The sequence below is a fragment of the Pseudomonas sp. B3G-3 genome (genome assembly GCF_028640915.1).
Classification (GTDB): domain Bacteria; phylum Pseudomonadota; class Gammaproteobacteria; order Pseudomonadales; family Pseudomonadaceae; genus Aquipseudomonas; species Aquipseudomonas chlororaphis_I.
On record NZ_JAQZAB010000062.1, the window covers coordinates 1 to 21,915 of the forward strand.

Annotated in this window: 19 protein-coding genes and 1 other RNA gene; 8 read left to right on the top strand and 12 right to left on the bottom strand. The window is 57.9% G+C overall.

Translation table 11 applies throughout. The features are described from left to right. Positions 1-37: 37 nt before the first annotated feature. A protein-coding gene (locus PVZ80_RS03530; RefSeq protein ID WP_202946906.1) for an IS3 family transposase occupies positions 38-1,260 on the bottom strand; the annotation gives its coding sequence in 2 pieces (ribosomal slippage) (positions 38-915 and positions 915-1,260; 1,224 coding nt in all). Positions 1,261-1,327: 67 nt separating this feature from the next. Beyond that, a complete protein-coding gene (locus PVZ80_RS03535; RefSeq protein ID WP_273863427.1) occupies positions 1,328-1,681 on the bottom strand; it encodes a hypothetical protein in 354 nt (117 codons plus the stop codon). A gap of 86 nt (positions 1,682-1,767) precedes the next feature. Between PVZ80_RS03535 and PVZ80_RS03540 the strand changes: the two genes are divergently transcribed. The 3 genes from PVZ80_RS03540 to PVZ80_RS03550 all read left to right on the top strand — a co-directional run bounded on the left by PVZ80_RS03540 (position 1,768) and on the right by PVZ80_RS03550 (position 6,178). Then, positions 1,768-2,751: a DNA cytosine methyltransferase gene (locus tag PVZ80_RS03540; protein WP_273863428.1), complete on the top strand. Its 984-nt coding sequence runs from the start codon at positions 1,768-1,770 to the stop codon at positions 2,749-2,751. A 98-nt stretch (positions 2,752-2,849) separates the two neighbouring features. Further along, positions 2,850-5,045: a sensor histidine kinase gene (locus tag PVZ80_RS03545; protein WP_273863429.1), complete on the top strand. Its 2,196-nt coding sequence runs from the start codon at positions 2,850-2,852 to the stop codon at positions 5,043-5,045. Between the two features lie 2 nt (positions 5,046-5,047). Continuing rightward, positions 5,048-6,178 (top strand): hypothetical protein, encoded by a 1,131-nt coding sequence (locus PVZ80_RS03550; protein WP_273863430.1) that lies wholly within the window; start codon positions 5,048-5,050, stop codon positions 6,176-6,178. A gap of 337 nt (positions 6,179-6,515) precedes the next feature. On the opposite strand, the gene ssrA is transcribed toward PVZ80_RS03550, so the two are convergent. The 7 genes from ssrA to PVZ80_RS03585 all read right to left on the bottom strand — a co-directional run bounded on the left by ssrA (position 6,516) and on the right by PVZ80_RS03585 (position 15,149). Next, positions 6,516-6,907: a transfer-messenger RNA gene (gene ssrA / locus PVZ80_RS03555) on the bottom strand. 85 nt (positions 6,908-6,992) lie between these two features. After that, positions 6,993-7,274 (bottom strand): hypothetical protein, encoded by a 282-nt coding sequence (locus tag PVZ80_RS03560; RefSeq protein WP_273863431.1) that lies wholly within the window; start codon positions 7,272-7,274, stop codon positions 6,993-6,995. Positions 7,275-7,565: 291 nt separating this feature from the next. Then, the gene (locus tag PVZ80_RS03565; RefSeq protein ID WP_273863432.1) at positions 7,566-10,376 is read right to left on the bottom strand and encodes an FAD-binding and (Fe-S)-binding domain-containing protein; all 2,811 of its coding nucleotides are present in this window, start codon (positions 10,374-10,376) and stop codon (positions 7,566-7,568) included. Next, positions 10,373-11,044 (bottom strand): LutC/YkgG family protein, encoded by a 672-nt coding sequence (locus tag PVZ80_RS03570; RefSeq protein ID WP_273863433.1) that lies wholly within the window; start codon positions 11,042-11,044, stop codon positions 10,373-10,375. The genes PVZ80_RS03565 and PVZ80_RS03570 overlap by 4 nt, the downstream gene beginning before the upstream one ends. Continuing rightward, complete coding sequence (locus tag PVZ80_RS03575) at positions 11,041-12,498, bottom strand: LutB/LldF family L-lactate oxidation iron-sulfur protein (protein ID WP_273863434.1); 1,458 nt, start codon at positions 12,496-12,498, stop codon at positions 11,041-11,043. The genes PVZ80_RS03570 and PVZ80_RS03575 overlap by 4 nt, the downstream gene beginning before the upstream one ends. After that, a complete protein-coding gene (locus PVZ80_RS03580; RefSeq protein ID WP_009046915.1) occupies positions 12,495-13,319 on the bottom strand; it encodes a (Fe-S)-binding protein in 825 nt (274 codons plus the stop codon). Before PVZ80_RS03580 ends, PVZ80_RS03575 begins: the two co-directional genes overlap by 4 nt. 144 nt (positions 13,320-13,463) lie before the next feature. Then, the gene (locus PVZ80_RS03585; protein WP_038630580.1) at positions 13,464-15,149 is read right to left on the bottom strand and encodes a lactate permease LctP family transporter; all 1,686 of its coding nucleotides are present in this window, start codon (positions 15,147-15,149) and stop codon (positions 13,464-13,466) included. A gap of 261 nt (positions 15,150-15,410) precedes the next feature. Here PVZ80_RS03585 and PVZ80_RS03590 point away from each other — a divergent pair, with 261 nt between their 5' ends. Next, entirely contained in the window at positions 15,411-16,178 is a 768-nt protein-coding gene (locus PVZ80_RS03590) for an FCD domain-containing protein (protein ID WP_009046918.1), read from the top strand. Positions 16,179-16,259: 81 nt separating this feature from the next. Here PVZ80_RS03590 and smpB read toward each other — a convergent pair whose 3' ends face one another. Continuing rightward, complete coding sequence (gene smpB, locus PVZ80_RS03595) at positions 16,260-16,742, bottom strand: SsrA-binding protein SmpB (RefSeq protein WP_009042112.1); 483 nt, start codon at positions 16,740-16,742, stop codon at positions 16,260-16,262. A 117-nt stretch (positions 16,743-16,859) separates the two neighbouring features. Here smpB and PVZ80_RS03600 point away from each other — a divergent pair, with 117 nt between their 5' ends. From PVZ80_RS03600 to PVZ80_RS03610, 3 genes are read left to right on the top strand one after another with little or no spacing between them, the layout of a single operon-like run. Further along, positions 16,860-18,263 (top strand): sodium-dependent transporter, encoded by a 1,404-nt coding sequence (locus tag PVZ80_RS03600; RefSeq protein WP_025810026.1) that lies wholly within the window; start codon positions 16,860-16,862, stop codon positions 18,261-18,263. A 7-nt stretch (positions 18,264-18,270) separates the two neighbouring features. After that, on the top strand, positions 18,271-18,705 hold the full coding sequence (locus PVZ80_RS03605) for a type II toxin-antitoxin system RatA family toxin (RefSeq protein ID WP_009046921.1): 435 nt from the start codon (positions 18,271-18,273) through the stop codon (positions 18,703-18,705). Beyond that, positions 18,698-19,018 carry an RnfH family protein gene (locus tag PVZ80_RS03610; protein ID WP_164485442.1) on the top strand — a complete coding sequence of 107 codons (321 nt, stop codon included), beginning with the start codon at positions 18,698-18,700 and terminating at the stop codon, positions 19,016-19,018. The genes PVZ80_RS03605 and PVZ80_RS03610 overlap by 8 nt, the downstream gene beginning before the upstream one ends. 58 nt (positions 19,019-19,076) lie before the next feature. Here the strand turns inward: PVZ80_RS03610 and PVZ80_RS03615 are convergent, their stop codons facing one another. Beyond that, a complete protein-coding gene (locus tag PVZ80_RS03615; protein ID WP_009046923.1) occupies positions 19,077-19,604 on the bottom strand; it encodes an outer membrane protein assembly factor BamE in 528 nt (175 codons plus the stop codon). A 98-nt stretch (positions 19,605-19,702) separates the two neighbouring features. Here PVZ80_RS03615 and fur point away from each other — a divergent pair, with 98 nt between their 5' ends. Further along, on the top strand, positions 19,703-20,107 hold the full coding sequence (gene fur, locus PVZ80_RS03620) for a ferric iron uptake transcriptional regulator (RefSeq protein ID WP_007920840.1): 405 nt from the start codon (positions 19,703-19,705) through the stop codon (positions 20,105-20,107). 90 nt (positions 20,108-20,197) lie between these two features. Here fur and recN read toward each other — a convergent pair whose 3' ends face one another. After that, positions 20,198-21,871, bottom strand: coding sequence for a DNA repair protein RecN (gene recN / locus PVZ80_RS03625; protein WP_009046924.1), 1,674 nt, complete (start codon positions 21,869-21,871; stop codon positions 20,198-20,200). Positions 21,872-21,915: the final 44 nt, after the last annotated feature.

The following is a 21,915-nucleotide window of genomic DNA, read 5'->3' on the forward strand; positions in this document are numbered from 1 at the left end:
TGGACTTGCCCCTATCAAACCGGACACCGGCACCCCGTTAAGTTGATGCCTCAGCCAGGCGCCTGAACTCCCGAGGTGAGCGGTAGTTCAGTGCGCTGTGCGGATGTTCCTCGTTGTAATGCTCGAAGGCGATGGCCAGGTTACGCAGGGCCGTCGCTCGATCGGGCTTGGGCATGTGACGGATGTAGTCACGCTTCATAGTCTTCACGAAGCTCTCCGCCATGCCGTTGCTCTGCGGGCTGCACACCGGAGTTGTCAGGGGCAGCAGGCCGATCTGCCGGGCAAAGCCCCGGGTCTGTTCAGCGGTATAGGCCGAGCCGTTATCGCTCAGCCATTGCACCGGCGATGTCGGTAGCTGGTCACCAAAGCGTTGCTCGATAGCTTCCAGCATCACATCTCGAACATCGTCGCCACTGTAGCCATTTGGGCTGGCCACCCAACTGATGGCCTCACGGTCGCAGCAATCCAGAGCGAAGGTTACACGCAGTTTTTCGCCGTCCTCGCAGCGAAACTCGAAGCCATCCGAACACCAGCGGGTGTTGCTCGTGTCCACCGCGACGCGACCTTCATGACGCCGCGCCACCCCCGGCTGCTTGCGCCGGCGCTCCAGCAACAGGTCGTGGTCTCGCATGACGCGGTATACCCGCTTCACGTTGATCGGTGGCTGGGCCTGCTGCTCATGCTGTCGACGCAAAAGGCCCCAGACCCGGCGATAGCCATAGCTGGGCAATGCGCCGACGGCCTGCTTGATCCGCTCGACCAGGGCCGCATCGTTGAGCGTCCGGCGACGACGCGGCTGCGCCCCCGGAGTGGGCTGTTTGAGCCGAGCCGTCAATTGCGAGCGCGCCACACCGAGACTCTCACTGACCGCTTTCACTGGTCGTCCCCCGGCAACAAGGGTGAGTGCGCAATCCATTTTCGCGAGCGGGCGATCTCCACCGCTTCCTTGAGGATTTCAGCCTCCATGGTCTTCTTGCCCAGCATCCGTTGCAGTTCGCGGATCTGCTTGAGGGCATCGGCCAGCTCGGAAGCAGGCACCACCGCTTCACCGGCACTGACTGCCGAAAGGCTGCCGTCCTGGTAGAGCTTGCGCCAGTGGAACAGTTGGTTGGGATTGATGCCGTTGCGCCGGGCCACCACCGAGACGCTTTGCCCAGGCTCCAGGCTCTCGCGCACCATGGTTAATTTCTCCTCGACGCTCCAACGGCGACGCCGCTCCTGGCCGAGCACTTCGATGCTTTTGTCTTTGCTGGTAGTCATAAACACAGTCGTTTGCCTATCCCTTATGGTAAGGGGGAAACGGTGTCCTGTGTTTCAAGGGGCTCGTTCATTTCCCCAGATGCAGGCTCTCGAAAATCAGTTCAAGAAGGTTGTTGCCATAACGCTTGGTCTCATCTAGTTTTCGCCCCGGCTTCTTGTTGTCGCCGTAGTAGGTAAGCACGCCGGTTGAGAGATCTACATCGTCAGGCCAGTCCTGATCTTCAAGGCTGGAGAAGATCGTTAGCAACAGGGGATCTTCGCGTTTCCCACGGATTCGAAAGCCGCCCTGGTTGCTGAGCTTCAACAGATGAGTCAGCGGTTCATCACTGGCATTGCCATTGCGGCTACCGGCATAGCGAGCATCAATCACCAGATCTGCACTGCTCAGCACATCATGCGAGAAAACCAAGTTATCGCTCATTTTTCAGACTGTCCTTGGTCATAAAAACTTGAATGGTGCCGGTAACCTGGTAACCTGGCTACAACGATAAAACGGAATTTTTTTGTATGGATCAGATACGCGTTTTTGACATGTTTTGCGGGGCCGGTGGTGCCAGCCTTGGGGCTCGTGAAGGTGGAGCTACCATTGTTGGAGGTGTGGATCTTTGGGGACCTGCAGTCGAGTCCTTTCGCCTCAACTTTCCTGATGCACATGTTTTCGAGCAGGATCTGCGCAAGCTCACACCGAAGCAGGTTCTGGCCAAGACAGGCCCCATTGACCTGCTGATTTCATCCCCTGAATGCACACACCACACCTGTGCCCGCGGAGCCAAGCCACGTTCCGAGGAAAGCCGCGATACCGCTTTCCAGGTTATCCGATACGCCAAGGTCATGAAACCTCGCTGGATCACTCTTGAGAACGTTGTGCACATGAAACCATGGTCTCGCTATGGCGAACTTAAGGCCGCATTAGAGAAGCTCAAATACACGGTTCACGAACAGATCATTGATGCATCCCACTATGGTGTTGCTCAACGCCGTCGTCGACTGTTCATGATCGCCGAGCTGCGTGGTCAGCCTCATCCAGTTGAACCCCTCAATCCGTTTTACCGCAACGTATGGGATATCTTGGCATCTGAAGAAAAATACAGGATGACCCCGCTTAGAACAGTCAAGCGTGCAAAGGACACCTTAGCGCGTGCTGACAGAGCGATAGCCGAAGTAGGAGAGGACAAGGCTTTCCTGATCGTCTATTACGGGTCAGATGGTGGTGGTGGTTGGCAGCGTATGGATGAGCCCCTGCGTACCGTTACGACTATCGACCGTTTCGCCTATGTGAAGCCCACTCCGGATGGTCACATGATGCGTATGTTGCAACCAGATGAGCTTCGTAAGGCAATGGGTTTTCCTGACCACTACCAGTTCCCGGACGTGACTAGGCGCGAGAAAGTAAAGCTGATGGGGAATGCTGTTTGCTCACCAGTTATGGAAGCTATCGTTAAGGCTTTGAGAAATAAATTGCTCATGGAATCAAAAAGTAAGGTGGCGTAATTTCTGCGAGGTACATGGATGTTACTTTCTTATGAGTGTTCATATAGGACCCATTACTGCCGATTTAAGGTGGTAATGGGTTTTTTTGAGGATTGAAAATGGCTAATCCGATTTTCAGGCCTAGAGCTAGAATAATGAAAACTCTAGGTGAGGAGCTAATAAGTAGCGATAGTGTGGCTATTATTGAATTAGTTAAAAACTCATATGATGCTGATGCTTCTGATGTCTTGATAAGGTTTACAGGGCCTTTAGATGAAGGGGCAGGAAAAATTGAAGTTATTGATAATGGGAAAGGGATGTCGCTTGACGTTGTTCGGCAGGCATGGATGGAACCAGCCACACCAAGTAAAGTTAAAGAAAAAGAATCTGCGCGTGGTCGTCGGGTTTTAGGTGAGAAAGGAATTGGTCGGTTCGCCGCTTCTCGATTAGCTGCCATGCTTGAGTTGTCAAGTAAACAAGTAAATGATGCGGATGAAGTTTACGCAATATTCGACTGGACGCAGTTTGATGATGATGAAAAATACCTGGATGAAGTTGAGGTCCATGTTGAATCGACAGCGCCAGAGGTTATTTCAAAATTTGGGCCTGTGAGCTTGCTCCCTGCTGCATCGTATAGTGAAGGTGCAGAGTTTTCTTATGGCACGGTCCTGTCGATGTCTGGAGTGAAGAGGAAATGGGGGGAGTCAAGTTTTGAGGATATACAAAGAGGTTTGTCTCGGCTTGTTTCACCCTTTGAAGAAATGCCGGGCTTTCGAATAAAAATTGTTGCTCCTAAAGGGTTTGAGCATTATACAGCCGAGATTCGTCCGCCTGAGGTAATTAAGTATCCGCACTATACGGTTGAGGGAGAGGTTTTTCCTTGCGGTAGATATTCGCTTAAGTATGAAGCTATTGCATCTTCTCAAAAAATTAACCATCAGGGGTTGTTTGTTATACATCCCAAGGCGGGATGGGTAATGAGGGATGATTTTCCTATGGAGGAGATGGACGAGAATTACTCTCCGCCTGCGTGTGGCGGGTTGAAGATTAAGTTGCGGGTTTGGGATCGAGACGAGCTTGGTAATGTTCAGCAGAAAATTGGTGGCACTATTTCTAGTGTCAGAAAGGATTTAGATAATTTTGCTGGAATCAATATTTACCGAGACGGTTTCCGCGTGATGCCATATGGTGAGCCAAATAATGATTGGCTAAGGCTTGATTTAAGGCGTGTGCAAAAGCCGACATATAGAGTCTCTAATAACCAAATCCTTGGCTATATATCTATTTCAGCAGATGGTAATCCTGAGCTTAAGGATCAGTCTAACCGCGAAGGGATGAGGGAGAGTCAAGCATACTCTGATCTTAAAGAGTTAATGGTGTGCATATTATCAAGGCTAGAGGACTTGAGGTATAAGTCGCGTAAGGGCGTTGATGTTAATAAAGGCTCGGGTAGTGGACCGGCACAAGCGGGTTTGTTTGATGCAATTGACCTGAGTCGTTTGAAGGATCACTTGTCTAAACAGCTATCTGAAGATGCTGCAATGAGAGGGATCGTACATGATATAGAAGAGGACTTCTCTCGTAGGATTAATAGTATTAAGTCTGTTGTGTCAAGATATAGTGGTCTTGCAACTTTGGGTAAGCTGGTAGATGCGGTGCTGCATGAAGGACGGCAGCCTTTGGCCTCTATCTCTGGACAGGCCGGTCTCGGTCTCGAGGATCTCGAAGACTATGGGTATGAGGGTAAAGCTAAGCTGGAAAACTCATATGAGAGATTTTCTACGATCCTTGCTCAGTCATCTTCTTTAAGTCAAATATTCAAAAGGATAGAACCCTTTGGAGGAAGAAAGCCGGGTCGCCCTCCTCAGCTTTACCTAGAGAATATTGTTGAAGACTCATTTAAAATATTTTCAGGACGATTGAGAGATGCATCAATTACTTTCAAAGTGTCGGAGACGGAAACGCTTGTTCGTGTTGATCAATATGAAATGCAACAGATTCTAGTTAATCTTATAGATAATAGTATGTATTGGCTTCAATTTGTGCCCAAAGAAAGTCGTAGGATTTTGGTTAATATATCTAGAGTTTCAGATGGGGTTGAAATTTTATTTTCGGATAGTGGTCCAGGTGTTCCTGAGGGTGATAGAGAGTCTATATTTGATGCATATTATTCGACGAGGAAAGACGGGGCTGGCCTTGGTCTTTCTATAGTGGGTGAGATGGTTTCTAACTACTATAGTGGTTCGCTTGAGCTTATGGATAATGGAGCGCTGCCAGGCGCTACCTTTAGAATAAAATTATGTAAAAGGGTTTGATCATGGAATGGAACTTTCTTATTGTTGATGATAGACCGGATCTGGCGAAGCAAACGAGGGATATTCTTTGTAATCCTCGAACTTTAGCCGATGTTCCAGGGCTGGTTGGTGAAAATAATATAGTATGCGATATAGTTTGTGATTTTGACGAGGCTAAATCAAAAGCGCTAAAGATAAAATATGACTTGGCAATTTTAGATTTACGAGATGATGCAAGTAATGATGATTTGAAAGGTAGGGAGATACTAGATTCCTTGCGTGAGGCGCACTTTCTGCCGGTTGTTTTTTATTCAGGATTTGCTCAGAAGGTAGAGACTCTTCGGACGCCGTTTGTAGAGGTTGTGGTTAAAGGGGATGGTGAGGTTGCCCTGCTTAGGGATGCAGTCAAGCGTATATTCTCTACGCGCCTTCCACACCTTATTCGACATATTCATGACCAGCAGAAGGAGTATCTTTGGAGTCACATTGATGAGTTTTGGAAGAACTCAGGGCCAATCTGTGATCCTGAAGATTTAGCTTATTTGCTGGCTAGGCGTTTAGGAAATTCTCTAAAAGGAAGTTCAATCAGGAATTTTTTACAGACTGCTCAAGTGGATGCGGATGTCGTTCATCCTATAGAAATGTATGTTTGGCCTCCTTTAGGTGGAAATAAACAAACTGGCGATTTGCTCAAGTATAAAGAAAGATTCTTTGTTGTGCTTAATCCTGCTTGTGATTTGGCAAATAATAAAGTTGACTATTTGATTGTTGCTGAGTGTGTTTCTCTTGAGGCTTGTAGTGAGTATTTAGAGATACAGGCCGTTAAAAGAGATAATAAAGAGCCTGAGGGGAGTAAGCTTGGGTCGTTGAAGAGTTTGATTTCGGATAACCGTTCTGGCAAAGGGGTTCAGCCCGATCGTTTTAAGTTTTTACCAGAGACTGTTTTTATGAAGGCTTTGGTTGTGGATTTTCAGCAGATTTCATCTTTTGGTTCAGACTCTGATTTTTTTGTGAATGCAGAAAGATTTGCTACTTTGGATACTCCATTTGCAGAGTCTCTATTAAATAAGTTTTCAAGGTACTATGGTAGGATTGGTACGCCTGATATTGAATCAGTCAAATTAACCAGGAAAATTGTAGATGGAATTAAATAATATTCAGTGTTCCTGACAGGCTAGGCTTCCGTTTGGTCTCCTTAGTGTGAGGCTCCGGGTTGGTGTATTTTGCGTTGCCAGGATTGTGCTGCGAAGCATTCAGAGTTTGTCTCACTGCGAGTCTTGGCCTGCTTAATCTTTTTATCTGATCAGCGAAAGATTGGGCGATTCAAAGGGAGCATTCTCTCTGGTCGAGCTGATGGTCGTTTTATTCCCCTACATATGCCCCTTCAACCGTGCCCTGGGGCGAGGGGCGGAAATACGTGCAACAAAAAAGCCGTAAAGCTTTGATTTTTCTAGGCTTTACGGCTTTTTAGGTCTTCCCAGGAAGACAAATTGGTGGAGCCGGGGGGATTTGAACCCCCGTCCGCCAGTACTCCGCTGTCGGTACTACATGCGTAGCCGTGTCTATTGAGTTAACCCTCAGCGACCCGACGGGCAGGGTGCTTTGGGCGAGTTGTGTAAGTTTTAGCCGCTTCGTCCACAACGTACTGCACGGCGATTCTGTTCTGTATGACAATCATTTCGGGTTTACAGACATCCCCTGATGATTGCTGGACCCGAAGGTACCAGAAGGAAGGCTAGCGCCGCTTACGCAGCGAGAGCGTATTCCCCGTAGGTTTCGTCATTGGCAACTATAGGAAGTTGCAACAGTGGATTTACGAGTTCTGTTACCAACTCGGCATGCACCTAAAGTTTCGCAACCGGCGTCGAATCCTAAACGGCCCCGAACCTGCTGTGCATTACCAGCAGGTTTGTAGAGTCTACGCCAAAATGGCCCGCAAGGCCATCCCGAAGGCTGGCTCTGCATGGATCAGTGTTCGCCCTTGGCGCTGTTCTGGATGCTCTGGATCGCGCGGGTGGTCAGGGCGATGCATTCCTTGGTGCCTTCCTCGGTGTTTTTCGCCTGGGCTGCCTGGGCTTGTTGCACGGTGGCGTCGATGTTGGCTTGCAGGTCCGCGGCCTGGATGCTGGTCCGGGCGTCGCGGATGGTTTGCAGGTTCATCTGGCACAGGTCTTCCTGGTTCCCGGCGAAGCTGGGGGAGGCCAGGATCGAAGCGGTGACGAACAGGCCTGACAGTACAGAACGTTTCATATGCGTCTCCTTGAACTGAAGGGCCAGGCGTTGCTGGCCATCAGCACGGATTGCCGAGTTCTCGGGTAACTCCCGTTTTTGGAAGCTCGATCTGTGGACTGCGGTGGTGGGGCAGGGTTCTATTTTTCTGACCGGCGTCATGACCACTGAACATGCGGGCAACACCTAATGCCTGTGTAGGAGCGAAGCTTGCTCGCGATGGTCGTTAACGGTAGCGCGTATTTACTGGGTAAATGCAGCGCTCTCAAGTCCATCGCGAGCAAGCTCGCTCCTACCGTTGGTACATGCCGATCAAGCCGTTCTAGCCCGGGTCACCCGATCCACCAGGTACACCAGCCCGTGATAGTCGATCCCGCCATGCTGGCTCAGGCCGATTTCACAGGTGCGGCTGGTGGAGATGCCTTCGCTGCAATGCTGCACCGCGTCCTTGAGGCTGCGCAGGGCGTGGGCGTTGAGCTGTGGGGTGGTGAAGCCCTTGTCGCCGGCGAAACCACAGCAATGGATGCCTTCCGGGATCACCACGTTATTGCTGCAACGCCGCGCCAGATCGATCAGCGCCTGGCTCTCGCCCAGGTGCTGGGTGCTGCAGGTGACGTGCACGGCGACCGGCGCTTCCTGAGGGGTGAACTCGAGCTTGTCCATCAGGTGGGTGCGGATGAAGCGCACCGGGTCGTACAGGTCCAGGCGCACGTCGCCCAGGTCCTGCACCAGGCGCAGGGTGCAGGGGCTGGTGTCGCAGTAGATCGGGTCGAGGCCGCCGCGGCTGGCGTGGAGCAGGGCGCCGATCAGTTCCTGGCGCTTGTGCTCGGCCTGTTCCGCGTAGCCCTTGGAGGCGAATGGCTGACCGCAGCACAGGTTCTCGACATTGTCCGGGATCACCACCTGGTAACCGGCTTTTTCCAGCAGGCCGCGGGTCTTGTCGTAGAGCGAGCTTTGCTCGTTGTCCCCGGCCGCCGGGCCCATGACCCGCGACACACAGGCCGCCAGATAGACCACCCGTGGCCGCTGGTCGCTGATCGCCGGGCTGAACCGAATGGCCCGCTCCGGCTGCGGCATGGCGCTGGTCCATTGCGGCACCTGGCCCTTGGACAGTTTGGTCAGCGCCGCCGAAACCCTGGCCAGGCGTGGCGCCCCCAACAGCATCCGCGCACCGTTGGCCACATGCAGGGTGAAACGCGCGCCTTGCAAGGTGGTGGCGAAGTGCGAACCGAGCCAGTCAGCCGCCTTGGTGTGGGTGGCGTGCTGGCTGCGCAGTTTCTTCACCAGCTCGCCGGTGTTGATGCCCACTGGGCAGCGCTGGGCGCACAGGCCGGTGGCGGCGCAAGTGTCGATGCCCTGGTATTGATAGGCCGCTTCCAGTTCCGAAGTGTCGATGCCGGCGCGTTTGCGGGCCTGGATATCGCGCCAGATCACGATGCGTTGGCGCGGGCTCAGGGTCAGCCCCTTGGACGGGCACACCGGTTCGCAGAAGCCGCACTCGATGCACTTATCCACAATCTCGTCGGCCGCCGGCAGCGGCTTGAGGTGCTTGAGGTGGATCTGCGGGTCTTCGCTGAGCACCACGTCCGGGTTGAGGATGCCGTTGGGGTCGAGCAGGCGCTTGAGTTGCCACATCAACTGGTAGGCATCGCTGCCCCATTCCAGCTCGACGAAGGGCGCCATATTGCGCCCGGTGCCGTGCTCGGCCTTGAGCGAGCCGCCGAATTCCACCGCCACCAGCTGCGCCACGTCATCCATGAAGGCCTGGTAGCGCGCCACTTCCTCGGCGCTGTTGAAGCCCTGGGTGAAGACGAAATGCAGATTGCCCTCCAGCGCATGGCCGAACAGGATCGCTTCGTCGTAGCTGTGCTTGTCGAACAGCGCGATCAGGCGATTGACGCCGATGGCCAGCTGTTCCACCGGGAAGGTCACGTCTTCGATGATCACCGTGGTGCCGGTCTTGCGCACTGCGCCGACGGCGGGGAAGGTGTCCTTGCGGATCGCCCAGAGTTTGGCGTTTTCCTTCGGGTCTTCGGTGAAGTCGACCTGCTTCTCCACCGGGAAAGGGGCGAGGGACGCCATGATCTGCGCCAGTTGTTCCTGCAGCAGCGCGGATGAAGCAGCACGGGATTCGATCAGCAGCGCGCAGGCATTGGCGGACAGTTGCTGGACGAACGCCGGCATCCCCGGTTTGTCCTGCACCGAGCGCAGGCTGCGGCGGTCCAGCAGTTCCACGGCGGACACCGGCTGGCTTTTCAGCACGGTCACCGCGTTGCAGCAGGTTTCCACATCCGGGAAGACGATCAGTGCCGAGGCCTTGTTCGGGTGGTCGACCACCGTGTCGTAGGTCACCGCGCTGATAAAACCCAGGGTGCCTTCGGAGCCCACCAGCAGGTGGCTGAGGATATCCAGCGGCTCATCGAAATCCACCAGGGCATTGAGGGACAGGCCGGTGGTGTTTTTCAGGCGGTACTTGTGGCGGATCTTTGCGGCCAGTTGGCTGTTGGCACGGGTCTCGCGGCCCAGGCTGGCCAGGCGCTCCAGCAGCTCGCCATGGCTGCTGCGAAAGGCCGCGACGCTGGCTGCGTCTTCGGTGTCCAGGCGGGTGCCGTCGGCCAGTACCAGGCGCAGGCCGGCCAAGGTGTGATAGGTATTTTGCGCGGTGCCGCAGCACATGCCGCTGGCATTGTTGGCGACGATGCCGCCGATCTTGCAGGCGTTGATCGAGGCTGGGTCGGGGCCGATCTTGCGCCCGAACGGCGCCAGCCAGGCGTTGGCCTGGGCGCCGATTACCCCTGGTTGCAGGCGGATCTGCTGGCCCTGGTCGCGGATCTCGCGGGCGTTCCAGTTATCGCCGAGTACCAGCAGCACCGAGTCGCTGATGGCCTGTCCCGACAGGCTGGTGCCGGCGGCGCGGAAAGTCACTGGAACCCGGTCGCGCTGGGCCAGCTTGAGCAGGGCCACCACTTCGTCTTCGGACTCGACGCGGATCACCAGCTGCGGAATCAGCCGATAAAAACTCGCATCGGTGCCGAAGGCCAGGGTGGAGAGCGGGTCGTCGAAACGCCGCCCCTGGGGAATCAGTTGTTGCGCATCACGCAGAAAAGCCGCCGGTAGACTCATTGGTCCTCCAGGATCAGCACCACCAGGTCTTTCGGGCCGTGGGCGCCGTACGCCAGGACCTGCTCGATGTCGGCGGTCTTCGACGGGCCGGACACCAGCAGGGCGTTGGTCGGCATGCCCTGGGCCCAGGCGTATTCCTGCTGGACCTGATAGAAGTTGTCGCGGATCTCGCTGGCCTTGAGCAGGGCGAAATGCACCGGCGGCACCAGGCTCATCAGCCGCGGTTCTTCGCGGGTCGGCCAGAGGATCAGGCTGCCGGTGGCGGCGATGGCGCCGAGGGTGGTGGTGAGGCTGGCCGGGGTGTCGTTGAACAGCTCGGCTTTCCATTGCTCGACCGGCCGATCGTAGGCCTTCAACGTCGGCAGCCCGGGATGCTCGGCCCAGTATTGGCTGACGCGCTGGCCGTGGGGCGTGGTCGGAGCGATCAGCAGGCTCGGCAACTGGCGCTCGCCCAGCAGGCGGGCGAGCAGTGCTGGCCAGTCCTGGGCTGTGGTCTGGTGAATCTCGGTGTGCACCGCTTCCATCTGCTTGCGCAATTGCGGGATGCGCTGTTCCGGTGTGTAGGTATAAGGCTCGGTGACCAGTGCCTCATCGAAGTTATCCACAATCGGCGTGGTACCGGTCAGGCTGCTGCGCAGCTTGCCGAGGATGTTCTGTTTGGCGCTCATCGACGTTCTCCCTGTTTGGCCAGATGCTCGCGGGCTAGGTCGTGCAAGGACCGGGCGGCGGGTTTCGGTGCGCTGTGGTTTTGCGTCCAGGGGCCGACGTTGCTCGGGGTCAGCGCGCGCAGGCGGGTGGCCGCCAGGCTGAACAGGCGATACAGGGTCGGCGAACTGTTGAGCCTGGCCCAGGTGTTCCAGATGAAACGTTCCTTGCGCGAGTACTTGCTGCCCTGGCCGCGCATCACCTGGTGGGGGCTGTCCGGGGCCTTGACGTTCTCTTCGCGCAGGCGGCGCAGCAGGCTCGGGATCGGGATCTTCACCGGGCACACTTCGCCGCAGGCGCCGCACAGCGAAGAGGCGCTCGGATGGTCCGGCACCTTGGCCAGGCCGACCATGTGCGGGGTAATGATCTTGCCGATGGGGCCGGGGTAGACCTCGCCGTAGGCGTGACCGCCGATGCGGGTGTAGACCGGGCAATGATTCATGCAGGCGCCGCAGCGGATGCAGTTCAGGGTCTGGCGCAATTCGCTGTCGGCGAAGGCCTGGCTGCGACCGTTGTCGAGCAGCACCAGGTGCACTTGCTGCGGGCCGTCGAGCTCATGCTCCTGGCGCGGGCCGGAGATCATGTTGACGTAGGTGGTGATCGGCTGGCCCAGCGCCGAGCGGGTCAGCAGCGACAGCAGCGGCACCACGTCGCGCAGGTTTTCGACGACTTTCTCGATGCCGGTGACGGCGATGTGCACCGGTGGCACCGTGGTGGACATGCGGCCGTTGCCTTCGTTTTCCACCAGCAGCAGGGTGCCGGTCTCGGCCACGGCGAAGTTGACGCCGGAGACGCCGATGTCCGCTTCGAAGAACTTCTGCCGCAGGACCCTGCGACCGATCTGAATGAGGTGGTCAACGTCCTTGGTGTACTCCACGCCAAGTTTGTCGTGGAACAAGGACGCGACCTGACCGGCGTTCTTGTGGATCGCCGGCATGATTATGTGTGAAGGCTTCTCAAAGTCGAGCTGGACGATGAACTCGCCCATGTCCGACTCAAGGCATTCAATGCCTTGTTCAGCGAGGACATGGTTCATCTCCATCTCTTCGCTGACCATCGATTTGCCCTTGATCACTTGCCGCGCCTCGTGAGCCCGGATGATCGAGAGGACGATGCCATTGGCCTCGTCCACCGTTTCCGCCCAGTGCACTGTCACACCGTTGCGGGTCAGGTTCTGTTCAAGTTGCTCGAGCAGGTCGGGCAGCTTGGATAACGCACGGGCCTTGATCGCATTGCCCAGGGCCCGCAGGTGTTCGCGTTCGTGGGCATCGCTGAACGACGCCGCACGTTTGGCCATGAGGGAATCCATGGCGCTGCGAAAATTGTTTCGCAGTTGTTGGTCACCGAGGGCCTGGTGGGCCCGGGTGCGAAAATCGTCCGACACGTTGGTCGTCGGAATCAGCTCCGGGGCGCTCATGCGGCACCTCCGGTACGCTGCCAGAGGAAGCTGGCCAGGTGTTGGCCGCGCAGCGCTTCCCGTTGTTTCTCCAGCGAACCGTTGATGTTCATCAAGCAGCCGCAGTCGGCGCTCAGCACCTGGTGGGCGCCGGATTCCTTCAGCGCACGGGTCTTGTCCGCGACCATCGCGCCGGAGATGTCCGGCATTCGGACGCTGAAAGTCCCGCCAAAGCCACAGCATTCGCTTTCGTGGTCGTGCTCTACCCGCTCCACGTTGCCCAGTTGTGCCAGCAGCTCACGACCGTGCAGGTGGGTATTCATCTCACGCCGTGCCGAGCAGGAGGTGTGCAGTGCCACCTTGATCGGCTCGCCACTGTCCTTGAGCTGCACCTTGCACACGTGCAACAGGAACTCCGCCAGCTCGTAGGTGCGCTCGGCCAGGGCCTGCACCTGCTTCAAGGTCTGCGGCTCATCCTTGAACAAGTCCGCATAGTGCTCGCGAATCATCCCCGCACAGGAACCCGACGGCACCACCACCGGATAGTCGCCGGCGAACAGCGCCAGTTGCGAGCGGGCCACGGTGCGCGCCTGTTCGGTGTAACCCGAGGTGTAGGCCGGTTGTCCGCAGCAGCTTTGCCCTTGCGGGTACTCCACGCGAATGCCTTCGCGCTCGAGCAGGTGAATCGCATCCATCCCCGCTTCGGGGTAGAACAGGTCGACCACACAGGTGCCGAACAGGTAGACCCGCGACGGCTTCTCGCTGGGGTACTGGCGCGGTTCGGCCAAGGGCGGTGCGACACGGGTCGCGTTAGGCACGGCGTTGTAAAAAAGCTCGCTCATCAGGCGTGTCTCCGGGTGGTCCCGGTTATCCGTCTGCCGCGGCTGCTGAATATAGAGAGCCAAGCTTTCAGCAGCCTTGCAGACCGGGTTGTGAGTTGCAGACGCCGCACGTGTGGGCCGGCGTCGGTTCTTTCGGTGTCGCGATCAGTGCACCAGCATGCCGGTGAACCAGTAGGCCTGGGCCAGGGTGATCAGGCCGACGATGGTGGCAAAGAATAGGCTGTGCTTGAGGGTAAAGCGGAACAGGTCCGATTCCTTGCCCACCAGGCCGGTGGCGGCGCAGGCCACGGCGATCGATTGCGGCGAGATCATCTTGCCGGTCACGCCGCCGCTGGTGTTGGCCGCTACCAGCAGGGTGTCGTTGACGCCGATCTGGTGCGCGGTGGTGGCTTGCAGCGAGCTGAACAGGGCGTTGGACGACGTATCCGAACCGGTCAGGAACACCCCCAGCCAGCCGAGGAATGGCGAGAAGAACGGGAACGCCGCACCGGTACCGGCCAGCACCAGGGCCATGGTCGAGGACATGCCGGAGTAGTTGGTGACAAAGGCGAAGGCCAGCACCATTCCGATGGAGAGGATCGGCCAGCGCAGTTCGTAGAAGGTCTCTTTAAAAGTGGTCAGACCAGTTTTGAAATTGATCTTCAGCACCAGCATCGAGATCAGCGCGGAGAAGAAAATCGCCGTGCCGGTCGCGGAAATCGGGTCGAGCTTGAACACCGCTGGAATCGCGGTCGGGGTGGCGACGATCGGCGCGCTCTTGATCACCAGTTGATCCAGGTGCGGAATCGCGAAGTTGAATACCCAGCTGTACATCGAGCCGCCGGCGGCGAACATCGCCTTGAACGGCTTGAGGGTCCAGATAGTGACCAGCACGGTGAGGATCAGGAACGGCGACCAGGCCTTGAAGATTTCACCGAAGCTGTACGGCGAAGGCTGGGTAGTGCGCGGCTGGCCGAAACCGCCGTTGCGCACGGCAGCGGCGCCGACGCTGGCGGTGGCCGCGGCGAACGAACGCTTGGGTTGCCAGACCTTGAGGAACAGGGTCAGGGCAATCAGGCTGGCCAGGGCCGAGGTGATATCCGGCAGCTCCGGGCCGATGAAGTTCGAGGTGAAGTACTGGGTCACGGCAAAGCTCAGGCCGGCCACCAGCGCCGCGGGCCAGGTCTCTTTGACACCGCGCAGGCCATCCATCATGAACACCAGCCAGAACGGCACGAACAACGACAGCAGCGGCAGCTGGCGACCGGTCATGGCGCCGATCTTGAACGCGTCGATGCCGGTCACCTGGCCCGCCACGATGATCGGAATACCCAGGGCGCCAAAGGCCACTGGCGCGGTGTTGGCGATAAGGCACAGGCCGGCGGCGTACAGTGGGTTGAACCCCAGGCCCACCAGCAGCGCGGCGGTAATGGCCACCGGCGCGCCAAAACCGGCGGCACCTTCGAGGAAGGCCCCGAAGCAGAAACCGATCAGCAGCACCTGCAGGCGCTGGTCGTCGGTGATCGACAGCACCGAGCTGCGGATGACCTCGAACTGGCCACTCTTGACCGTCAGTTTGTAGAGGAAGACGGCGGCGACGATGATCCAGGCGATGGGCCACAGACCGTAGGCAAATCCATAGCCAGCGGCGGCGAGGGCCATATCGGCAGGCATCTGGAAGGCGAAGATCGCCACCAGGATCGACAACGCCAGGGTAATGCTGCCGGCGACGTGTCCTTTGAGACGGAACACGGCCAGAGCCAGGAAGAAGAAGACGATCGGGATGACGGCGGCGAGGGCGGACAGGCCGAGGCTGCCGAGCGGGCTGTAGAGCTGTTGCCAGGTTTGCATATGGGGTGGCCCCTAATTGTTGTTGGTCAGGCACTGGTCAGCGTATTTGGTTAATTGGTAAGACCAATTTACAATCGCTGTTGGCTAGGGTAAAAGCCTTGTGAGCGGTGTGTCAATTTGCCGCCCTAAAACTTTTGTCGAGGGTGCGGTGCAGATGACTTCTGATCCGCTTGCCGACGTGCGTTCTGATAGGTGCTGGCGCAGCCCCGATAGGCCAGAATAGAGAGCCCGGCGCGCGGTCGGGATCGTGGAGAGTGAGTTATGGGGTTTGATCAGATTCGTCAGCGCCGTTTGTCTGACGACATTGTCGAGCGGCTCGAGGGGATGATCCTCGAGGGCACGCTGAAGTCCGGTGAGCGCCTGCCGGCAGAGCGTGCGTTGGCGGAGCAGTTCGGTGTCTCGCGGCCTTCGTTGCGCGAGGCGATCCAGAAACTCACGGCCAAGGGCTTGCTGGTCAGTCGCCAGGGTGGCGGCAACTATGTGGTGGAGTCACTGGGCTCGACCTTCAGCGATCCGCTGCTGCAGTTGCTGGAAAGCAACCCTGAAGCCCAGCGTGACTTGCTGGAGTTTCGCCACACCCTGGAAGCTTCATGCGCCTATTACGCCGCGTTGCGTGCCACCGACGTGGACCGTGAACGGCTCACGGCGGCCTTCGAGGAATTGCAGGACTGCTATTCCCGGGCAGGTGATGCGAGCCGGGCGGAGGAGGGCGCGGCGGACGCGCAATTTCATCTGGCAATTGCCGAGGCCAGCCACAACGCCGTATTGCTGCACACCATTCGGGGGCTGTTCGATCTGCTCAAGCGCAACGTGGTGACCAACATTGGCGGCATGTACAAGCAGCGCACTGAAACCCGCGACATGCTGATCAGCCAGCACCGCGATCTGTACCAGGCGATTATCGAAGGGCGTGCCGAGCAGGCGCGCGAAGTCTCCAGCCGGCACATTCTGTATGTGCAGGAAGTATTGGAGGAGGTGCGTCAGGAAGTGCAGCGCGTGGCCCGGGCCGAGCGGCGCAAGGGGATTTAGTCTGGAAGGATTCATCGCCGGCCAGCTCGCTCCTGGTAGGAACGAGCTGGCTCGCGATCATGGCATCAAGGCAGAAGGGCGTTACTCTTCCTTGCCCTTGTTGCGCACCGCGCGATGCAACTCACGATCGGAGTCGCGCTCGCGTTCGGTGTGACGCTTGTCGTATTCCTTCTTGCCCTTGCCGAGTGCGATCTCGCACTTGACCATGTGCTTGCTCCAGTAGAGCGACAGGCACACGCAGGCATAACCCTTCTGCTGCACGGCCGCGAACAGCTTCTCCAGCTCGCGTTTGTTGAGCAGCAGTTTGCGCGAGCGCACGGGGTCGGCGATCACATGGGTGCTGGCGGTGGTCAGCGGCGTGAAGTGGCTGCCCAGCAGCCAGGCTTCGCCGTCCTTGAGCAGCACATAACTGTCGACCAGTTGTGCCTTGCCTGCACGCAGACTCTTTACTTCCCAGCCGGCCAGGACCATGCCAGCCTCGAACCGATGTTCGATGAAGTAATCGTGACGCGCCTTTTTATTTTGCGCGATGGTCCCTGTTGGGTGTTTCTTCTGTTTAGCCATAGGGGCGGCATTATAGGCAGTTGCACGCGTGTCGGCTACGGTGAAGCAGCGTGCTTGAGCAGGTTGAGTGAATCCCGGACAATGCGCGCTCTTTTTTCTCGGTTGGGCGCGTTTTTGATGTCGACGGACAAGGTTTCTGTCCACGGCGGCTGGGCCAGTCGCTGGGTTTTCATACTCGCTGCGACTGGTTCTGCCGTGGGCCTGGGCAGTATCTGGAAATTCCCCTACATGGTCGGCGTCTACGGTGGTGGCGCCTTTGTCCTGGTATTCCTGGCCTGCATCGCGCTGATCGGCGTGCCGGTGATGCTGGCGGAAACCCTGATCGGCCGTCGCGCCCGGCAAAGCCCGGCCAATGCCTTGAAGGCGCTGGCCCTGGAAGCCGGGCATTCGGCCAAGTGGTCCTGGGGCGCGTTCGCCGGAATGATCACCGCCTTGTTGATTCTTTCTTTTTACAGCGTGGTCGGTGGTTGGTCGCTGGACTACATCATCGATATGGGCCGTGGTGATTTCCAGGGCGTGACGGCGGATCAGGTCGGCGCCTATTTCGGCAAGGTGATTGCCGACCCCTGGCGGCTGACGCTGTGGCACACGCTGTTCATGTTGTTGTCGGCGGCTGTCATCGCCAAGGGTGTGGTGGCCGGGCTTGAGCGCAGCCTGCGGATCATGATGCCGCTGCTGTTCGTGATGCTGGTGATCCTGCTGGGTTACAGCATGACCACCGGGCATTTCATGGAAGGCGTGCATTTCATGTTCGACTTCAGCACCGACAAACTGCTCGACGGCCTGTTGCCGGCCATGGGGCATGCGTTCTTTTCCCTGAGCGTCGGTGTCGGTTCCATCATGATCTACGGCGCTTACATGCCGAAGCATTCGTCCATTTCCGGCACTATTGTCGGCGTGGCGCTGCTGGATACCTTCGTTTCACTGCTGGCGGGGCTGGCGCTGTTCCCGATTGTGTTTGCCGCCGGGCTGAATCCGAGTGAGGGGCCGGGGCTGATGTTTGTCAGTTTGCCTTTTGCCTTTGGTAATGTGGCGTTCGGCCAGTTGATGGGCGTGGTGTTTTTTGTCCTGGTGGCCATTGCAGCCTGGAGCTCGGCGATTTCGCTGTTGGAGCCGATGGTGGCTTACCTGGTGGAGCGGACCCGAATCCGCCGCGGCTGGGTGACATTCTGGCTGGCGTTTACCTGCTGGTTCGTCGGATTGGGAACGGTGTTTTCCTTCAATATCTGGCAGCAGGCCAAGTTTTTCGTGAACGAAGGCGGGGCTTTCCACCTCTACCAATGGGGGGCGGCGGGTGGTCTGGATTTCTTTGGGGTGATCGATTTCTTCACCTCGCGGATCATGTTGCCCTTGGGTGGCCTCTGCTTTGTGGTGTTTGCGGGTTGGGTGATGGGGCGCGAGGCGGTTCGTGATGAGCTGTCGATTCGCAGCCCGCTGCTTTTTGCCCTGACCCTGTTTTTGATGCGCTATGTGGCGCCCATCGGCATTCTTATAGTGTTTGCCGCCCAGTTGTGGAAATGACGCTGACATGACGACACATATTCAACGCTCGGCCCTGCTGCCTTATCCGGCGCAGTTTTTGTACGACCTGGTCAATGACGTGGCGCGCTACCCGGAGTTTCTACCCTGGTGCTCGTCGGCCGAGGTGCTGGAGAGCAGCGAGGTGCAGATGCGCGCCAGCCTGGCGGTTGCCAAGGGTGGGCTCAGCCAGCATTTCGTGACGCGTAATACCCTGGTGCCGGGCCAGTCGATCGAGATGAACCTGGAAGAAGGGCCGTTCAACCAGTTGCACGGCGTGTGGGTTTTCAAGCCGTTGGGTGACAAGGCCTGCAAGATCAGCCTGGATTTGTCGTTCGACTACGCCGGTCCACTGGTTCGCGCAACCTTGGGACCGCTGTTCAACCAGGCGGCCAATACCCTGGTCGATGCGTTCTGTCAGCGGGCCAAGCAGTTGCATGCTTGAGCCAATGATCGAGGTCGAGGTGGTGTATGCCGCGGTCGACCGGCAGGTATTGCTCAGTGTTGCGGTGCCGACGGGGACTACTGTCCGTGCGGCAGTGAAAGGCTCCGGGATAGGTGCGCAATTTCCAGAGCTGGACCTGGACAGTTGTCCGCTGGGGATCTTTGGCAAAGCGGTTGCGGACCCTGGAACTCAGCCGGTTCGGGCGGACGATCGCATCGAAATCTACCGTCCGTTACTGGCTGATCCTAAAGAAGTTCGACGCCTGCGCGCGGCAAAGGCGGCGCAGGCCCGGGCTCGTACTTCGGAGTCCTGAACAAATCGACAGGCAACAAAAAGCCCGGACTCGCCGGGCTTTTTGATTCCACCACAAATTATTGCGGCGAGGTGTCCAGAGGTTCTGGTGTCGGCACCGGAACGGTTTCGACGTTGTCGACGTCCTTCTGGATCTGATCGAGCAGAGAGCCAGGCTTGGCCGGTTTTTCCGGTTTTGGCTGCTCGGCGTTTTCGCCCGGGGCGGTCACGGTAGTGCCGCTGTCCTTGCCCAGGATGGCTTCGTCGCGGCTTACGCCAGGCATGAAGTCACCGGAAAGGCTGACCAGTTGGTCGTTACCGTTGAAGATAACGCTGACGCGCTCCTGCTGGCGTTCACCGCCACCTGGTTGCAGGCTGTACAGATAATCCCAGCGATCGGCGTGGAACGTGTCGGTCAACAGAGGGTTGCCCATGATAAACCGTACTTGCCGGCGGGTCATTCCCGGGCGTAACTGGTCTATCATGTCCTGCGTGACGACATTGCCCTGCTGGATGTCGATTTTGTAAACCCCGGGGAATGAACAACCGGCGAGTGCGAGCAGTCCCACGAAGGTGAAACTGGTTAGCAAGAGCTTGGTGTTTTGCATCGGTGGGCGACTTCCACTATCTTGGCTGGGACAACGTAAACCCCGATCATACCCGCATTAAGAGGAGCTGCGAAGCAGCATCCGCGAGAAAGCTGACCATGGTTGAAAATAGCGAACTACGTAAAGCCGGCCTTAAAGTGACTCTGCCACGGGTCAAAATTCTACAAATGCTCGATTCCGCCGAGCAGCGACACATGAGTGCCGAGGATGTTTACAAGGCGCTGATGGAAGCTGGCGAGGATGTCGGTCTGGCCACGGTTTACCGTGTTCTGACCCAGTTTGAAGCAGCAGGCCTTGTGGTACGCCACAATTTTGATGGTGGTCATGCTGTATTCGAACTGGCTGACGGCGGTCACCACGACCACATGGTCAACGTGGATTCCGGTGAAGTGATCGAATTCTTCGACGAAGAAATCGAGAAGCTTCAGAAGGCGATTGTCGAGAAGCATGGCTTCGAGTTGGTGGATCACAACTTGGTGCTGTACGTACGCACGAAGAAATAAGCATGTCGCGCGGATGTTGTCCGCGAAACGATCGAAGGCGACCCAAGGGTCGCCTTCGTGCTTTCTGCTCTTTATTAAAGTGGCCGTTATTCAAGCCTTGGCGGTCACCACCATTTTTTTCGCGTGGGCCAGCGACTCCTTGGTCAGGTCGATGCCGCCCAGCATGCGTGCCACTTCTTCGATCCGCTCGGTCTTGCCCAGTTTGGACACCGCAGTATGAGTCGCATCGCTGCCGCGCACCTTGTGCACAAAAAGATGTTGATGGCCCTGGGCTGCCACCTGCGGCAAGTGGGTGACCGTCAAGACCTGGCCGCGCTCGCCGAGGCGGCGTAACAGCTGGCCGACGATTTCCGCGGTCGGGCCGCCGATGCCGACGTCCACTTCGTCGAATACCAGGGTCGGGACGCGGGAGGTTTGCGCGGTAATCACCTGGATCGCCAGGCTGATCCGCGACAGCTCGCCCCCGGATGCCACTTTGGCCAGGGCCTTGAGCGGCTGGCCGGGGTTGGCGCTGACCAGCAGCTCGACCTGTTCGAGGCCATTGGGCTGCAACTCGTCGCTGCTGTTGGCGTGCAGTTCGATGGTGAATCGGCCCCCGGGCATGCCCAGGCGCTGGATTTCCTGTTCGACAGCGCTGGCCAGGCTGGTTGCCGCCTGCTGGCGCAGCTCGCTCAGCTCCCTGGCTTTTTCGTGATAATGCCGGGCAAAGGATTTCAGTTCGTCGCCCAGGCGCTCGATGGACTCATCGTTGGCATCCAGGGTCTCGATTTCCTCTAGCAGTTTCTGTTGCATGGCCGCCACCTCGGTGGGCTGGATCCGGTGTTTGCGAGCCAGGGTATAGATGGCGTCCAGCCGCTCCTCCAGTTGTTGCAGGCGCGCCGGGTCCGCATCGAAATGGTCGACGAAGCGATTCAGTTCGCCGACGGCCTCTTCGACCTGGATTTGCGCGCTGGCCAGCAGGTTGGTGGCTTCCGCCAGGGCGCCGGAGGTGTTGCCGATGCTCGACAGGCGATTGAGGCTCACTGTCAGGGCGCTGAGAACGTTACCCGAATCACTTTCGCTGCAATGCTCGACGACCTGCCGGCAGATGCCCAGCAGGCTTTCGGCATTGGTCAGGTTTTTATGTTCGAGCTCCAGTTGCTCAAGTTCGTTTTCGCCCAGGGCAAGGTTCTCCAGTTCCTCCAGCTGATAGCTGAGGAGCTGGTGGCGAGCCCGCTGCTCGTCCCCGGAGTTGGACAGGCGCTCCAGCTCCTGGCGGGTCTGGCGCCAGCGCTGGGCGGCCAGCGATACCTGGCGGGCCAGGTCGGTGGCGCCGGCGTACTCGTCGAGCAGGCGGCGGTGGGTGTCGGTTTTCAGTAGCGACTGGTGTTCATGCTGGCTGTGGATATCGATCAGCAGCTCGCCGAGGGCCTTGAGGTCGCCTAGCGGGCAGGGGGAGCCATTGATGTAGCCGCGGGAACGGCCTTCGGCGGTGATGACCCGGCGCAGGATGCACGGGCTGTCGTTGTCCAGGTCGCGTTCGGCGAGCCAGGTGCGGGCCTCGGGAATGTCTTCCAGGTCGAAGGTGGCGAGAATGTCGGCCTTGTCGGCGCCAGGGCGCACCACGCCGCTGTCGGCGCGATCACCCAGGGTCAGCCCCAGGGCGTCGAGCATGATCGACTTGCCGGCGCCGGTTTCACCCGTGATGACGCTCATCCCGCGATCCAGTTCCAGATCGAGATGTTCAACGATGGCGTAGTTGTGTACGGACAGGTGCACCAGCATAAAGGCCGCTCCCAAGCTTTAGGTCTGGTTATTTATACAGTGTT

Bases quoted from the DNA above. Each gene is read 5' to 3' on its own strand.
- PVZ80_RS03535 (WP_273863427.1), bottom strand. From the start codon at position 1,681: ATGAGCGATAACTTGGTTTTCTCGCATGATGTGCTGAGCAGTGCAGAT.
- PVZ80_RS03540 (WP_273863428.1), top strand. From the start codon at position 1,768: ATGGATCAGATACGCGTTTTTGACATGTTTTGCGGGGCCGGTGGTGCC.
- PVZ80_RS03545 (WP_273863429.1), top strand. From the start codon at position 2,850: ATGGCTAATCCGATTTTCAGGCCTAGAGCTAGAATAATGAAAACTCTA.
- PVZ80_RS03550 (WP_273863430.1), top strand. From the start codon at position 5,048: ATGGAATGGAACTTTCTTATTGTTGATGATAGACCGGATCTGGCGAAG.
- PVZ80_RS03560 (WP_273863431.1), bottom strand. From the start codon at position 7,274: ATGAAACGTTCTGTACTGTCAGGCCTGTTCGTCACCGCTTCGATCCTG.
- PVZ80_RS03565 (WP_273863432.1), bottom strand. From the start codon at position 10,376: ATGAGTCTACCGGCGGCTTTTCTGCGTGATGCGCAACAACTGATTCCC.
- PVZ80_RS03570 (WP_273863433.1), bottom strand. From the start codon at position 11,044: ATGAGCGCCAAACAGAACATCCTCGGCAAGCTGCGCAGCAGCCTGACC.
- PVZ80_RS03575 (WP_273863434.1), bottom strand. From the start codon at position 12,498: ATGAGCGCCCCGGAGCTGATTCCGACGACCAACGTGTCGGACGATTTT.
- PVZ80_RS03580 (WP_009046915.1), bottom strand. From the start codon at position 13,319: ATGAGCGAGCTTTTTTACAACGCCGTGCCTAACGCGACCCGTGTCGCA.
- PVZ80_RS03585 (WP_038630580.1), bottom strand. From the start codon at position 15,149: ATGCAAACCTGGCAACAGCTCTACAGCCCGCTCGGCAGCCTCGGCCTG.
- PVZ80_RS03590 (WP_009046918.1), top strand. From the start codon at position 15,411: ATGGGGTTTGATCAGATTCGTCAGCGCCGTTTGTCTGACGACATTGTC.
- smpB (WP_009042112.1), bottom strand. From the start codon at position 16,742: ATGGCTAAACAGAAGAAACACCCAACAGGGACCATCGCGCAAAATAAA.
- PVZ80_RS03600 (WP_025810026.1), top strand. From the start codon at position 16,860: ATGTCGACGGACAAGGTTTCTGTCCACGGCGGCTGGGCCAGTCGCTGG.
- PVZ80_RS03605 (WP_009046921.1), top strand. From the start codon at position 18,271: ATGACGACACATATTCAACGCTCGGCCCTGCTGCCTTATCCGGCGCAG.
- PVZ80_RS03610 (WP_164485442.1), top strand. From the start codon at position 18,698: ATGCTTGAGCCAATGATCGAGGTCGAGGTGGTGTATGCCGCGGTCGAC.
- PVZ80_RS03615 (WP_009046923.1), bottom strand. From the start codon at position 19,604: ATGCAAAACACCAAGCTCTTGCTAACCAGTTTCACCTTCGTGGGACTG.
- fur (WP_007920840.1), top strand. From the start codon at position 19,703: ATGGTTGAAAATAGCGAACTACGTAAAGCCGGCCTTAAAGTGACTCTG.
- recN (WP_009046924.1), bottom strand. From the start codon at position 21,871: ATGCTGGTGCACCTGTCCGTACACAACTACGCCATCGTTGAACATCTC.